The sequence below is a fragment of the Bacteroidota bacterium genome, from assembly GCA_013696965.1.
Lineage (GTDB): Bacteria > Bacteroidota > Bacteroidia > JACCXN01 > JACCXN01 > JACCXN01.
Map to the genome: position 1 here is coordinate 1 of JACCXN010000004.1, position 14,767 is coordinate 14,767.

General features: G+C 34.6%; 12 protein-coding genes. 5 read left to right on the forward strand and 7 right to left on the reverse strand.

Annotated features, from left to right (window positions below; all coding sequences use genetic code 11):
* Positions 1-438: 438 nt before the first annotated feature.
* The 3 genes from H0V01_00295 (at position 439) to H0V01_00305 (ending at position 2,256) form a co-directional block, all read left to right on the forward strand.
* Positions 439-648 carry a DUF378 domain-containing protein gene (locus H0V01_00295; GenBank protein MBA2581802.1) on the forward strand — a complete coding sequence of 70 codons (210 nt, stop codon included), beginning with the start codon at positions 439-441 and terminating at the stop codon, positions 646-648.
* Positions 649-1,326: 678 nt separating this feature from the next.
* Complete coding sequence (locus H0V01_00300) at positions 1,327-1,473, forward strand: hypothetical protein (protein MBA2581803.1); 147 nt, start codon at positions 1,327-1,329, stop codon at positions 1,471-1,473.
* 549 nt (positions 1,474-2,022) lie between these two features.
* Positions 2,023-2,256 (forward strand): hypothetical protein, encoded by a 234-nt coding sequence (locus tag H0V01_00305; protein MBA2581804.1) that lies wholly within the window; start codon positions 2,023-2,025, stop codon positions 2,254-2,256.
* Positions 2,257-2,409: 153 nt separating this feature from the next.
* On the opposite strand, the gene H0V01_00310 is transcribed toward H0V01_00305, so the two are convergent.
* Positions 2,410-3,048 (reverse strand): PorT family protein, encoded by a 639-nt coding sequence (locus tag H0V01_00310; protein ID MBA2581805.1) that lies wholly within the window; start codon positions 3,046-3,048, stop codon positions 2,410-2,412.
* Between the two features lie 1,126 nt (positions 3,049-4,174).
* Here H0V01_00310 and H0V01_00315 point away from each other — a divergent pair.
* Positions 4,175-6,328: a catalase gene (locus H0V01_00315; GenBank protein ID MBA2581806.1), complete on the forward strand. Its 2,154-nt coding sequence runs from the start codon at positions 4,175-4,177 to the stop codon at positions 6,326-6,328.
* A 410-nt stretch (positions 6,329-6,738) separates the two neighbouring features.
* Here H0V01_00315 and H0V01_00320 read toward each other — a convergent pair whose 3' ends face one another.
* The gene (locus H0V01_00320; GenBank protein MBA2581807.1) at positions 6,739-7,614 is read right to left on the reverse strand and encodes a mechanosensitive ion channel family protein; all 876 of its coding nucleotides are present in this window, start codon (positions 7,612-7,614) and stop codon (positions 6,739-6,741) included.
* A gap of 518 nt (positions 7,615-8,132) precedes the next feature.
* Entirely contained in the window at positions 8,133-8,393 is a 261-nt protein-coding gene (locus tag H0V01_00325) for a hypothetical protein (protein MBA2581808.1), read from the reverse strand.
* A gap of 194 nt (positions 8,394-8,587) precedes the next feature.
* Between H0V01_00325 and H0V01_00330 the strand changes: the two genes are divergently transcribed.
* A complete protein-coding gene (locus H0V01_00330; GenBank protein MBA2581809.1) occupies positions 8,588-10,033 on the forward strand; it encodes an amino acid decarboxylase in 1,446 nt (481 codons plus the stop codon).
* 61 nt (positions 10,034-10,094) lie between these two features.
* Here H0V01_00330 and H0V01_00335 read toward each other — a convergent pair whose 3' ends face one another.
* From H0V01_00335 to H0V01_00350, 4 genes are all read right to left on the reverse strand, one after another.
* Positions 10,095-11,537, reverse strand: a complete 1,443-nt coding sequence (locus tag H0V01_00335; protein MBA2581810.1) for an aldehyde dehydrogenase — start codon at positions 11,535-11,537, stop codon at positions 10,095-10,097.
* Positions 11,538-11,564: 27 nt separating this feature from the next.
* Positions 11,565-12,116, reverse strand: coding sequence for a GNAT family N-acetyltransferase (locus H0V01_00340; protein ID MBA2581811.1), 552 nt, complete (start codon positions 12,114-12,116; stop codon positions 11,565-11,567).
* Positions 12,117-12,434: 318 nt separating this feature from the next.
* Positions 12,435-12,989 (reverse strand): DUF1573 domain-containing protein, encoded by a 555-nt coding sequence (locus H0V01_00345; GenBank protein MBA2581812.1) that lies wholly within the window; start codon positions 12,987-12,989, stop codon positions 12,435-12,437.
* 56 nt (positions 12,990-13,045) lie between these two features.
* Positions 13,046-14,662, reverse strand: coding sequence for a S41 family peptidase (locus H0V01_00350; GenBank protein ID MBA2581813.1), 1,617 nt, complete (start codon positions 14,660-14,662; stop codon positions 13,046-13,048).
* Positions 14,663-14,767 lie beyond the last annotated feature (105 nt).

Genomic DNA, 14,767 nt, shown 5'->3' on the forward strand with positions numbered 1-14,767 from the left:
GACTGGCTCGTTTCATACACTCTTTAAAAGTCTATCATCTCTATAAAAGTTTTGTTACCTTGTCAAAGAACTTATCTTTGTACCCCGAGGTAACGCAGGACACACAACGCCCTATAACAGCACCTACAAAAAATTGGCGGTTCAGTGGTTAAATGAAGTTTTGTGCTTCGTATCAAGTTTTGTCGTGGCAGACAGTTTAGTGCTTCGAAATCGCCAACTTCTTGTAGCTGCAAAACGTTAGCGGTCATTGTAAAGGACGACAGCGCAGCCTGATAATTTTGTGCGGACAGACAGATTGAAAAAAAAAATTAACTTTGACTTTTACTGACAGTTTTTTACGACTGGTAGACAAAAATAAAAGTGGAGACCAGCAACCACTAAAAAAACGGGGCGACACCGAAAAGCCAAACGAGTAGGACAATTTTAAAACAAAAAAATATGAAAACAATTTTGACAATTTGCTTGTTATTGACCGTTTTCGGTGCAATGAACGCTGTATTAAATGGGACAGTTGGTAAAGACATTATCCAAATGGTAATGGGAGACGAAAGAACAATCGGGACAGATTTTTTGAGAATATTGATTGGACTTTCTGCAATTACTACTCTTGTTTGGGGACTTAAAAACCTCTATTCAAAAAAAGCATAAAATTAACCTGACAGTTTATCGTGACACTTACTGCAAAGAGAAAGGACGGATTAGTTTAGTTTTGGCGAGAAGGCAAACCGACAACAACACAAACCGTGACAGTAACGGACAATGACGAAAAAAAAAACAACGAACCGCTAACAGCACCTACAAAAAATTGGCGGTTCAGTGGTTAAATGAAGTTTTGTGCTTCGTATCAAGTTTTGTCGTGGCAGACAGTTTAGTGCTTCGAAATCGCCAACTTCTTGTAGCTGCAAAACGTTGAGCGTAATGCGTGCATTCAAAAAAATCGGATTTGAAACCGTTATTACTTTCGAAAATTTTTTAGATTTTAGTTGATATTTCTAATATTCAATTCCTATTGATTAAGTCAAATCCTTGAATGTTTTGAATGACCAGACGGATTTTGGTTTTTGTTATGTTCTTCTTAATGCTTTTGGAATAATTCTATGTTTATCACAATCTAATTTCTTATGTTTAAAAACCAAAATCCTTGGAATCTTTTGGACGGTTATTCAGGATAGGATAAAAATTGAAATGTATCGAACTTCCGTGCATTAAATGTATCATAAGGAGTGATTACTTATTTGGAATACAACCAACTCATTGCAGAAAAAACAGGGAGTGAGAAATTAAATATAATTGATAAAAATAAGTTTAATGAATTAAAAGACTATTATGATACCAGAAGATAAAATTGACCGCAGAAATAAAATTTTAGAAGGCTTGAAAAAGGCTTATGAAAAAATGTTAGAATTTAAAAAAGAGAGAAAAAGCGAACTTGTTGTTATTAGAGACAATAAAATCGTTAGAATAAAGCCATAAATTAGCACTTCAGCCAACACTGGGAGCTTTCAACTAAAACTTCGCTCAGCAGAGATTGCCAGTCTGAGAAAATATACTTATCCAATTACGAGCCATAGAGGAGGTCCAGGGCAATCATCTTTTTTTACAGCCTGTGATTGTTATTGCAAAGGCGGCTAAATAAATTATTTTTTTCATAATTGTTTTTTAAATTGTTAGAAACATTTTTGTTAGTCTTTTTTTAGGAAGAAATTGCATTGTAGCTAATGCGCTATTAAATGCGGTAATTGAATTTTTTGTTGATTTTCAACTATTTCTTGATCCAAAAAATTATGCCGAAAATTATAACAAATACCAACAGGGAAACAACTTTATATCATAAAAATATTTGTGGAATTTGTTCTCGAATTTTCCCTACTGGAGTTGCTATCTACATTGGTAAATTGTTTTAGCAAATCACTTGGAGACAAAAAGAAGAGCATGGCCAATTGCTTCGCTGGATGAAAAAGTTGGGTTACAATACCAAAATTAAAACAGGAAAAGCCTAATTTTTTATTAAACCGGTATCGTATGGCAAAAGAGAAAAAGGCAGAAAAACCAAATAGTCCAAATGATGGATTATTTGAAAATCTTCAATTAAAAAAGAGAGTGGCTGAACTGGAAAAACAATTAAAAGAAGCAGAACTTAAAGCCATAGTTTTTTCTACAATGGTTGATATTGCTGAAAAAGAATTTAAAATTCCAATCAGAAAAAAGCACAATATCAAACCACAGAAGCAATGGAAAAAGACTTTCCGCACATAGGAAATGCCAAATTATGTGGATGGTTAGTTATTACCAGGCAGCTTTCATATTTAAGTAAATATTTTGATATAATTGAGCATTGTACCCCAGGTCAATATTGTTTTCAAAGGCAACTACAGAATTGGTGGATAATTATTTCTTAAAACACTCTTCTTATTTGTAAAACCTGTAGCCAATAGTGGCCTGGTACCAAACATTTTTGTAATTAGGATTGGTAGATGTTCCATCGCCATTGTTTTTCTGGATATCCCATCCTGCTCTTGCTCCAATTACCAAATGATTAATATTAATATCAGCCCCGGCAACAAAACCAAAAGTGTTTTTACGGAAATTGGTATTTTCTATTTCTTTTTCCTGCTCATAACTTATGCTTCCATTAGAAAACACATCCTTTTGATGAAACAGATAAGAAACTTGAGGGCCGGCCAAAAGAGTTATAAATTCACCTGGCTTTAATGTAATGAACAAGGGTAAGTCAATATAACTTGTGGTTCGCGTATGGTTATAAGGTGAACCAAGAAAACTGCCTGATGAGCTATACCCTTTTTGAGAAAGCAATACCTCGGGCTGAAGCCCTATGAATTTTGAAATAGGAATTGCTAAAAAAATTCCAGCTGCCAAACCTATTTTTGAATTGGCATAAAATTCTTCACCTTGAGAATCATAAACATTTGAATAATTCAGTCCCGCTTTTGCTCCGAAAATAACCCTTTCTCGCAAATCATTTGTTTGGGCTTTACCACTTTGAACTATAAGGAAAAACATTGCTATAATTAATATTGATTGTTTCATACTATTTAAGTTTTAGATTAAAAATTTGTTTACTGTTGAGTTCCTGTATTATTAATTTATTTTTAACTGAAAAAATTACTGAAAGCCTGTCTTAATTCTTCCAAAATTTACTTTTATTGTTTAATAAACATTTAAAACATTTCTCTTATACAAAGGTGAGTTGCTTATTTCCTTTTATTGTTACACAACTTATTAAAGTTGTTACATTATTCACACTTTTTGCAACCCTCTACTATAGTAAATTCATTTACCTTCCCCTCAATTTAAACAACGTTGGCCAGGTAACATGTAATGATGCAATCAGCGTTCAGAAAATAATGATCAGTAAATAAGCTTCTCCTTCTCTTAATTAAAAAAGCACCCAGCAAATTGCGCAAATTGCTGCGGTGCTTTTTTTAAAAACTCCTGCATTATTCCAAGCTACATCCTAAAAGAAGATAGTTTTCAGTAATCTTATATTCTAAGGGGATATGAAAGTAAAGAAGGTGTTGATCCTAAAAGAAGGTAGTTTTCAGTAACCCGTAATCTTCGGTTTTTGTCCAACACAGTACTATTAAATCCAGAGGGATATTATTACTTGCTTTTCTACCCCTCTGTTCTTCCCGTTGGTTTTATCTTTTAGAGTAATTGTTAATAACCCGCCTCTGAACGCTTATATTAAACACTTCGTTCTTTACATGCCAACCTTAGCAGCAGGTTTTTTGGTAATTTGCTGTAAACCTTTTACTTAACCCACTTATAACAAAAACTCATTTTTGGATGAAAAAGGACATCTAAATTTTATGATTTTATTACTTTATGGAAACTGCATGTGTAGCTAAAAGCTACCTTATTTTCGGACGTAGTTTAAAACTACGCCTAGCTTCTAACTAAAACTATGCACAGCAGGGAGCTTTCAACTAAAACTTCGCTCAGCAGAGGCGTTTTTTGTTTTTATTACTTAAATTCTTAATCATAAATTCCAAATAAACAGTCCTAATGAATTAGTTTGAATTAGCAGCAGCAGCAAAAGTCAGAAAATCACTTAAAAGGTCGCTAATACATACAATATCAGTAACACCAAAAATTCGTTCTTTAAACAGTATAGGATTTCGTTTTTTAATGACTTGTTTTTTACTTAACTTCAATGGAAATAAAAATCATTACAATGAAAGAAAACGGAGAAGAAAAAAAAGAAGCTAATCAAAATCTGACAAGTGACCAGGGAGTAAGAATAAATCATACAGATGATTCTTTAAAGGCTGGTTTAAGAGGACCAACATTAATGGAAGATTTTCACTTCCGTGAAAAAATCACTCATTTTGATCACGAAAGAATCCCAGAAAGAGTTGTACATGCAAGAGGGTCAGCAGCACATGGCTATTTCCAGTCTTATGTGCCAATAAAAGGGTTAACAAAAGCATTGTTTTTAAATGACACTTCAGTAAAAACACCTGTATTTGTGCGTTTTTCTACAGTTGTAGGATTTCGAGGTTCAGCTGACACTGTAAGGGATGTAAGAGGATTTGCGACAAAGTTTTATACTAAAGAGGGTAATTTCGACTTAGTGGGTAATAACATTCCTGTATTCTTTATCCAGGATGGCATTAAATTCCCTGATTTAGTCCATGCAATTAAACCAGAACCTCATAATGAAATGCCTCAAGCATCCGCTGCACACGATAATTTTTGGGATTTCACCTCCTTGATGCCTGAGACCATGCATATGATCATGTGGGTTCTGTCTGACAGGGCTTTACCTAGAAGCTATGCAATGATGGAGGGTTTTGGAGTGCATACATTCCGAATGATTAATGAAGAGGGGAAATCAACATTTGTAAAGTTCCATTGGAAGCCACTTTTGGGAATGCATTCCCTTGCATGGGATGAGGTTCAAAAACTAGCTGGAAAGGACCCGGATTTTAATCGAAGGGATTTATGGGATAGAATAGAAAAAGGAGATTATCCTGAATATGAATTAGGGGTTCAAATAGTAGAAGAAGACAACGAGTTTGATTTTGCATTTGATTTACTCGATGCTACCAAAATCATTCCTGAGGAACTTGTGCCTGTTCAAAAAATAGGAAGAATGGTGCTTGACAGGAACCCGGACAATTTTTTTGCAGAAACAGAGCAGGTAGCATTTCACCCGGGAAACCTTGTGCCAGGGATTGATGTAACTAATGACCCATTGCTACAAGGAAGATTATTCTCTTATTTAGATACCCAACTAAACCGTTTTAGCAGTGCTAATTTCACAGAAATTCCAATTAACAGGCCCCATGCTGATGTTACAAATAATCAGCGGGATGGTTTTATGAGGCAAACAGTAAACAAGGGAAGGGTAAATTACACTCCCAACTCCCTTGCTAAAGGTTGCCCTTACATGTCCTCATTTAGTGAAGGAGGGTATGTGCATCATCCCCAACATGTAGAGGGAAATAAAGTAAGGGAAAGAAGCAACAGTTTTAAAGATTTTTTCAGTCAGGCAACCATGTTCTATAACAGCATGTCTGAAGCAGAGAAAAAACACATCATCAGTGCATTCCATTTTGAATTAGGAAAAGTAAATACCATGGAAATAAGGGAAAGGATGGTTAATATGTTGACGAATGTTGACCTTAAATTATCACAAGAAGTTGCAAAGGGTATTGGATTAAAAGAACCTATGGAAATGGTTAAAGTTAAGGGTGTAGATTATGAAGTGATAGAGAAACTAAAAGAAGAATGGAAACATAAAAAAAGCGTTATCAGCTCCCCTGCTTTAAGTATGGAAAGCACAATAAAGGATACCATTAAAACCAGAAAAATAGCCATTCTGGTAGAAGATGGATTTGATTATAAAAGCCTGAAAGAGGTAAAGGAGTTTTTAATGAAGGAAGGAGCTACTATTGAAATAGTATCAGAGACATTTGGCGAGAAAAAAAGTATGGACGGACAAATGATTGATACAGATAAAAGCCACCTTACTACTGCCTCTATTATGTATGATGCGGTATTAATTCCAGCCGGTCAGGAATGCCTGGAAAATTTACAAAAGCAAGGCGATGCAATTCATTTTATCAATGAAGCTTTCAAACATTGTAAACCAATAGGCGCCATATCCGAAGGGGTAGGGCTGTTAAAAAAATCAGACATCCCGGACATGTACATTAATTCAAACAATGTTGTAAATACCCAAATGGGTATAATATCCATGAATGGAAGTGGAAATTATGAACTGTTTAAGTCAGAATTTAAGACCGCAATAGCTCAGCACCGTCATTGGAGCAGAGAACAAATGGAAATGGTTCCTGCATAAGTGGGATCCACAAAAAAAAAGCTTCCTGAGATTTTATCACCTTAGGAAGCTTTTTTATTTACAATAATCCAGGTTATTTGCACTATTATAGACTTTTTATGTTTTTTCATGTCCCAGGCTATTGCCTGAAGGCCTGTAGAGTACAGGTTTGTTGTTTTCTGTTTTCCAAATATCATTCTTCAGGTGTTTTTGGATATAAAAGTCTAAACGAGTTTGAAAAAGCTTGATGCATTATTGTTACATATCCAGCTAACTAAAACTATGCACAGATGGGAGTGCAAATAAAAATCCACAAAATTCTTAGCGCCCTTTGCGTAAATCTCTTTGCGACTTTGCGTGAAACTCCAGGTATCTGTTTTTGGAATAAGAATGTAAGCTTGCCTTTAATATCAAATAAAAAAATACTTGTTTTATTTAAGTGCAATTCCTTCTTTAGGCTTTATTACCTTAGAAACGGTATCATGATGGAACATGTGTACATCTCTTTGAGGAAAAGGAATTTGAATATGATGTTCTTCAAGAGCTTCTTTTAATGTTTCCATGTTGTCGAAATAAACTGGCCAGAAATCTTCGGTTTTTGTCCAACATCTTACTATTAAATCCAGGGAACTATCTCCAAAAGATTTAAAATGAACTAATGATTCAGGATCCTCGATAATTCGCACATCTTTTTTTAGAGCTTCCAAAATTACTTTTCTTGTTTTTTTAAGATCTGTTCCATAAGCAACTCCCACACTCATTTCCACTCTGCGAATTGGTTTGGCAGTAAGGTTGCTAATATTGGAATTGGCTAAGGTACCATTTGGAATAACAACCACTTTATTATCCAGGTTTCTAACTTTTGTATATAAAATATCAATCCCTTCAACTTCTCCTAAAGTGTTTTGAGCATCTATAATATCTCCAACTTTAAATGGTTTGAAAATCAAAATCAATACTCCACCCGCAAAATTTGCAAGAGAACCTTGTAAAGCCAAACCTACAGCCAAACCAGCTGCACCCAAAACAGCAAGAAAGGAAGTAGCTTGAATTCCCAGGGTTTGCGCAAGGGCCAGAAAGAGCATTACATATAGAAAAACTTTTAGGAAACTGGAAAGAAAAATAGCCAGTGAAGACTCTAACTCATATTTTGTAAAAATTTTCTTTATTGATTTTACAAGTAATCTTATAATGAAAGTGCCAATAAAATAAGTAATTAACGCAAGTAAAACCTTAGGCACAATAACAAAGCCAAGATCTATTGCCTGAGTAATCAGCTTATCAAGGGTCTTCATATCCATTTCCATATTCATTATTTTCATCGCAGGTAAGTTTATTTCTTGATTTATTATTCAGGGAATTATTGCAAAATACGCATTATATCCTGTATTAACAGCAATTGCACATTAATAGTGGGTTATAACAATTTATTTTCTTGAATTTTTTTCTTTTTACCTATAATGAAAAACAGTTTTGGAAGAACTATTTATTTTAACTTTTATTGACATTCTTTTCAAAAATGAGCTGTTCTGTTTTTGAAAATAGATAAAAACAAAGAAAACCACACATCAAAAAACAAAGAAAATTTAACTAAATTCCACTGAAAAATCTATTTTAAAAAATTAGAAATTTCAACTGTTTTTTTGTGAAACAAAGATTACAAGTTCAACCAAAGGTTCTATTAATTACAACAATAACCGGAGCTTTTAATCCCTTTTAAAAAATTAAATATTTGCTTAGACACAACCAAAAAAATTAAATTTTTATTTCTGTTCTAATTATTAACCCAAGCGTTTTATTAAACGACTAAGGTTCATTTAAACAATTAGATATGATTTATCAAATAGAGGTCTTTTTTATTTTTCTCCATTAGGTATTTATTTAACAATTCTTTAAGGGTATCAAGGTAGGAAGCCAACGACCTGTAATTTACCTGTGGATTCTCCTGTAATTTCTGAGGATCTTCCTCTCCTCCGGTATAATAATTATATTCCTCAAGCTCATAAAGAAGTTCAGGATATTTTTCCTGAATTACTGTACTTATTTCTACAATCTTCTTTATTAATTCTCTTTCTTCAGGTTTCATATGTATATAATTTGATTTTTAGTTGTCATATGGTATTGCCATGTTAAACTCATTAGCGTTTGTGAACGGTTTGGTGAATGGCTATTTCATAGGATGATTTGTTGGATTAATGCAATTTAATGTTCAATTTTAATACCTTAATTTTTCAACTATTCTCTCAAAGAAATACAAATTCAATACCTAAAAAACAAGTAATGACTGACCGGATAAAAGAACTTCAGAAGGAATCTCAAGCACTAGAGCCGCTTGCTCCAATAAGAAACAAGGTAAGGGAAAGTGTAGTAAATTATACCGAAAATTTTCTTGATACCTTAAAACATCAAAAAGCATTTACTATGGAGGAGAGCAAAGGAGAAGATATTTATTCTTTTGCTCCCTCAGAAGAATCTTTAAAAATGGATACATTAATCGATGTTTTGAAAAAAAATGTTGATTATCCCTCATTAAACCCTGCATCTGCCGGACATCTTGGCTACATCCCCGGTGGTGGCTTATATTATTCTGCCCTTGGAGATTACATTGCAGATATTACCAACCGTTATGCCGGTGTTTTCTTTGCTTCGCCAGGAGCTGTACGTATGGAAAACATGCTTCTTAGATGGATGGCAGAGCTTATGGGTTATCCACTTGAATCTGGGGGGAATCTTACCTCAGGAGGAAGTATAGGCAATTTAACTGCTATTGTAACCGCTCGTGATTCCTTTAATTTAAAAGGCAGAGACCTTGTCAAAAGTGTAATTTATTTTACAAAACAGGTTCATCATAGTATTGACAAAGCAATACGCATTGCAGGGCTTGGGGAATGCATAATTCGTTATGTTCCGGTTGATTTAAAATTCAGGATGAATGCAAAAAAGTTAGAACAAGCAATAAAAGAAGATAAATTAAAAGGTTTAAGCCCCTGGCTAATAATTGGATCTGTAGGCACTACGGACACAGGAGCAGTTGATCCGGCACTTGAAATAAGTGCAATTGCCAAAAAGTACCATCTTTGGTTTCACCTTGATGGCGCATACGGAGCATTTTTTAATTTATGCGATGAAGGCAAAAAGGCTTTAAAAGGTGTAGCTGAATCTGATTCTATTGTAATGGATCCGCACAAAAGCTTATTTCTTCCTTATGGATCAGGGGCGGTTTTGATTAAGAACAGAGACCAAATGGCCAAATCGCACCAATATTCGGCAAATTATATGCAGGATACAATTTCCTCAATGAATGAATTTTCCCCTGCTGACTTATCCCCTGAATTATCTAAACATTTCAGAGGACTAAGACTTTGGCTTCCATTAAAACTTATTGGTTTAAAGCCTTTCCGATCCGCGCTTGAAGAAAAAATATTACTTGCACGATATTTTTACGAAAAAATTGGTGAAATTAAGGGTTTTGAACTTGGGAATTACCCTGATTTGTCTATAGTTACTTATCGTTATATTCCTAAAAAAGGGGATGTAAATGAATTTAATAAAAAGCTGGTAGAAGAAATTCAAAAAGACGGAAGAGTATTTATTTCCTCAACAATTTTGAATGGAAATTTCATGCTAAGACTAGCTGTTCTTTCATTTAGAACACATCTTGACACTATTGATTTAGCCCTAGAATTATTAAAAGAAAAGGCTCAAATGATAGAGAAAGAATTGTGAATACTGCTTATTATCTTGGTTTAAAACTCCTGGGATTAATAATTTATAACCACCAATCTTCTTAAAGCTTAATGCAAACATTTTTAGGTTCGGTAAAAAACTCAAGTGCTTCAAATCCTCCTTCACGGCCAACTCCTGAATTTTTAACACCTCCAAAAGGGGTACGTAAATCACGAAGTAACCAGCAATTAATCCAAACAATACCAGAATGCAGCTTATTGGCCAGGCGGTGAGCACGTGAAAGATTTTCTGTCCAAAGAACTGCTGCAAGTCCATACTGAGTACTATTTGCAGCGTTTAGCACCTCTTCTTCGGTATCAAAAGGCATAATGGTAACAACTGGACCAAAAATTTCTTCCTGGTTGGTACGGCAGTTATAGGCCAAACCTTCAATAACAGTAGGTTGAATGTACCAACCATCCTTACATTCCCCCTCTAAAATAACACGCTGCCCACCTGAAATCACTTTACCTCCTTCTTCCTTAGCCAGCTTAATGTAGGATAGCACTTTTTCCATATGGGATTTTGAAACCACAGCTCCTAACTTACTGCTCTCCTCCATTGGGTTGCCTACTTTCATGGTTTTTACCTTTTCCACAAAAGCATCACGGAATTTTTCATATAAGGGCCTTTCTATAAATATTCTCGATCCGCAAAGGCAAATTTGTCCCTGATTTGCAAATGATGATTGAAGAGTAGTATGCAAAGCCTTTTCAAAATTACAGTCTGCAAAAATTATATTTGGATTTTTACCTCCAAGTTCAAGTGAAAGTTTTTTAAACATGGGGGCAGCAACCCTGGCAATTTCAGCTCCGGTTTGAGTTCCTCCGGTAAAAGAAATCAGAGGAACATCGGGATTTGCTGTAATAGCAGCACCAACCTTATGACCATAACCATGCACAATATTCAAAACTCCTTTTGGCAAGCCTGCTTCAATACATATTTTTGATAAAAGATAAGCTGTCATAGGGGTAATTTCAGAAGGTTTGGCAACAACACAATTTCCTGCAGCCAAAGCTGGTGCTATTTTCCAACTAAACAAATACAACGGAAGGTTCCAGGGTGAAATACAACCCGCTACTCCAACAGGAGTTCTGAGCGTATAATTAAGTGCAGTTTCTTCCATTGCATGAGCACTGGAGGCAAAATGAAGAATGGCTGTGGCATAAAAATGAAAATTACTTGAAGCTCGTGGAATATCAACCATTTTAGCAAGCCACAAGGGTTTTCCATTATCTATTGATTCAGCAAGAGCAAGATTATCCAGGTTTTCTGTTATTAATTCAGAAATCCTGATTAAAATTTCAGATCTCTTTTCTTTTGAAGTTAATGACCAGGATGCAAATGCACCTTTTGCAGCTTTAACCGCATCTTGAACATCTTCTCCATCAGAGTCGGGTATCAGGGAATAAATTTTCCCGGTAGCAGGATTGTAATTGTCTATAAAAGAATTGCTATGAGGCCCAACTAATTGACCATTAATATAGTTTTCTATTTTTTGCATTGGTATATAGTGTGGTTTTATTTCTATTTATTTCAGTGCTAAAGTCATTGTAATATTATCAAAATAGCTATTCTTTTGGTTCTTGAAAAACTTTTCCTGAACTCCATTTTCCTTAAATCCTGCTTTTTTATACAATGAAATTCCGGCACTATTATTTCCATAAACCTGTAGCCATAACAATTCTAACAGTGAATTTTGTTTTGCCCAATTAATACTGCAATCCATTAATGCTGTCCCCAATCCCGTGTTTCGCCATTCTTTGAGCATACCCATTCCTATTGCAGCAGTATGCTTTAAGGCTCGTCTTTGATTCCCTTTTAGGTCAATATTCCCAATTATTTGTTTTCCATAAATGGCAATCAGAAAAAGTGAATTGTCGTTTTCAATAAATGATTGTATCCACTGACTTTCCTGATCAATGCTTGGATTAAACTCATCTGGTTCAAGAGGTACACATTCACTATCAGAAAGATATTCTTTAATCGTTTTAATTAATCCTTCAGCATCTTCACAACAGCATTCTCTAATAGAAACAACTTTATTGTTTTTCAACCTTTTTTCTATCTGCTGAAATTTCATATGTATATAATTTGTTTTTTTAGTTGTCATCCCGATTTATCGGGACGCCATGTTATATTCATTAGTGTTTGCGCACTTTTGGTGCATGGCTATTTCATAAATATAATTTATACTTTATTTAATTATTCCTCTAGGGAACTCATGAATGCTAAAGCATTTGTTTTTTAATTGTCATCCCGATTTTTCGGGTATCATGTTCTATTTCATTCCTGTTTGTGCAGATGGTTATTTCATAAAGAAACGCAAATAAACAAAAAAACAGCCAATGACGCACATTGTGCAGTCAAAGACTGTTTTCTTTTAATACTTATTTATTAATTATTTAACAGGAACTTCTTCAACGTTTGCTGAAATGGTCAGCATAGTTTGTTTTGGCTCAGTGTTAGCAGTAATAGTAACAGTTTTTGATTGTGCCCCTTGTTGTTTTCCAGGACTGTATTCCACAGTAATCTCGCCTTGGGCCCCTGGAGCGATTGGCTCTTTAGGATATTCAGGAACTGTACAACCGCAAGATCCCGTAGCATTTTCAATGATCAAAGGATTATTCCCGGTATTAGTGAATTTGAATTTAAAGGTGTTTTTAGTGTCTTGCTTTATTTTTCCGAAATCATGTGCTGATTTTGCAAAAGCAACACCAGTTACAGGACCGGTATTTACTTCGGTAGCCTGGGGGGTTTCAGTGTTAAAAGGATTTTTTTCTCCATGATCATGCCCTGTATGGTCGCCTCCATCATTTGGATTATGAGCCGTTGCAGCCGTTGCTGTTTGGTTTTTTGAGGATTCGGATATTGAACCTTTGTTTTGCAAAACAGTATGAGCAACTAATGTTACTGCAATTACCGCTAATAATCCGATTTTTAAATTTTCTTTCATCTTTCTAATATTATTTATAATATATAATTCTACAAACGGGGCAAAATTATAAATTATTATTTTGATAATCCAAGATAATTCAGTTTCATTTTTTCAAAGGAATCATCTTGTATTACTTTCACGGCTTTAATCAATGCTTCATTAGATTCATTCATTACTTCATAATAGGCGTTAGTTTGCCAGAAATTTCGAGCAATAAGCGCTTTTATCTGCTCGCGAATGATCTTTTCAGACAATAAAAATTCATTCTCAACCTTTGGAACTCCTTCTTTCTCGGCATATTTTAAAAACCCATTCATTAACTCTTCATCAACTATAAAATCAGCTTTGAACTTTTCAAGAGTAGGGTATTTTGAAGAAAAGCCTTTTCTGTTTTTGTCAATATAGTTTAAAACATATTGATTTAATACATTTTTTCTTATTAAATCAATATAGTAATCAGTAGCAAAAGTAGTATCAACCGGAACAAAAATATCTGGCATAATTCCACCCCCACCGTAAACCACACGGCCTTGGGGAGTATAGAATTTCAAAGAATCATCCATTTTTATACTGTCAAGATGATAGAATTCTCCATGTTCACGCCTTTTGAATAATTCTTTATTGTATTCATCCGTTCCATTGTCATATGGTTTTTGGATAGACCGTCCTGTTGGAGTAAAATAACGTGCAGTAGTAAGCCGCATAGCAGATCCATCAGGCAAAGGGAAAGGCTTCTGTACAAGGCCTTTTCCAAAAGATCTTCTGCCGATAATAAGGCCTCTGTCCCAATCCTGAACCGCTCCAGAAACAATTTCACTAGCAGATGCGGATGCTTCATCAATTAACACAACCAGTTTTCCTTTTTGAAATTTCCCCCGGGAGGATGAATAGTTTTCCTGTTTAGGCTGACGAAGCCCTTCTGTATAGACTATCAGTTTTCTTTCTGTCAAAAATTCATCAGCAAGGGCAATAGCAACATGTAGATAACCTCCGCCATTACCCCTTAAATCCAACACAAGGTCTTTCATTCCCTTTTTCTGAAGTTCGTCAAGGGCTTTATGAAATTCATCCATGGTATTTTGGGCAAATCGGTTAAGTTTAATATAACCTATTTCAGGAGCGGCCATGTAGGAGGCATCAAGACTATAAATAGGAATTTTATCACGTGTAATGTTATAATCAATTAATTTATCAGAATCTCTTCGCATAATTGATACCAATACCTTTGTGCCTTTATCGCCTCTTAGTTTTGACATAACATCACTGTTCTTTATTCCAATTCCTGCCACAGTAACTTTTTCGATCATCACTATTTTATCTCCTGATTGAATGCCTAATTTTTCTGAAGGCCCCCCTGGAATGGCGGCAATAACCATGATTGTATCATTGAGTATTTGAAATTGAATTCCTACACCATCAAAATTACCTACCAAAGGTTCATTCATTTCCTTTAATTCTTCTTTGGAAATATAAACAGAATGTGGGTCTAGCTCCTTAAGCATACCTATAATGGCGTATTCAACCAGCTTTTCCTCATCCACCTTATCAACATAACCCATAGAAACAGTTGCAAGGGCAGCCTTATACTTTTCAGAAGACTTTAATATATCCTGGGCAAAAAGCCCCGATGAGAAAAAAAATGTTAAAAAAAGGAGAAACAGGTTCATCCTGAAATTATTCTTATGAATCATACAATTTTATTTAATAGAGATTAAATATACTAGCTTTTTGCTAACGTTTATATCAATGATATGGTATAATTGTTACGATTATTGATTTCAAAATGTGTTCCAATT

Coding starts and splice junctions, on each gene's coding strand:
- H0V01_00325 (MBA2581808.1), bottom strand. CDS start 8,393: ATGAAACCTGAAGAAAGAGAATTAATAAAGAAGATTGTAGAAATAAGT.
- H0V01_00310 (MBA2581805.1), bottom strand. CDS start 3,048: ATGAAACAATCAATATTAATTATAGCAATGTTTTTCCTTATAGTTCAA.
- H0V01_00305 (MBA2581804.1), top strand. CDS start 2,023: ATGGCAAAAGAGAAAAAGGCAGAAAAACCAAATAGTCCAAATGATGGA.
- H0V01_00315 (MBA2581806.1), top strand. CDS start 4,175: ATGGAAATAAAAATCATTACAATGAAAGAAAACGGAGAAGAAAAAAAA.
- H0V01_00340 (MBA2581811.1), bottom strand. CDS start 12,116: ATGAAATTTCAGCAGATAGAAAAAAGGTTGAAAAACAATAAAGTTGTT.
- H0V01_00300 (MBA2581803.1), top strand. CDS start 1,327: ATGATACCAGAAGATAAAATTGACCGCAGAAATAAAATTTTAGAAGGC.
- H0V01_00335 (MBA2581810.1), bottom strand. CDS start 11,537: ATGCAAAAAATAGAAAACTATATTAATGGTCAATTAGTTGGGCCTCAT.
- H0V01_00295 (MBA2581802.1), top strand. CDS start 439: ATGAAAACAATTTTGACAATTTGCTTGTTATTGACCGTTTTCGGTGCA.
- H0V01_00350 (MBA2581813.1), bottom strand. CDS start 14,662: ATGATTCATAAGAATAATTTCAGGATGAACCTGTTTCTCCTTTTTTTA.
- H0V01_00330 (MBA2581809.1), top strand. CDS start 8,588: ATGACTGACCGGATAAAAGAACTTCAGAAGGAATCTCAAGCACTAGAG.
- H0V01_00345 (MBA2581812.1), bottom strand. CDS start 12,989: ATGAAAGAAAATTTAAAAATCGGATTATTAGCGGTAATTGCAGTAACA.
- H0V01_00320 (MBA2581807.1), bottom strand. CDS start 7,614: ATGGAAATGGATATGAAGACCCTTGATAAGCTGATTACTCAGGCAATA.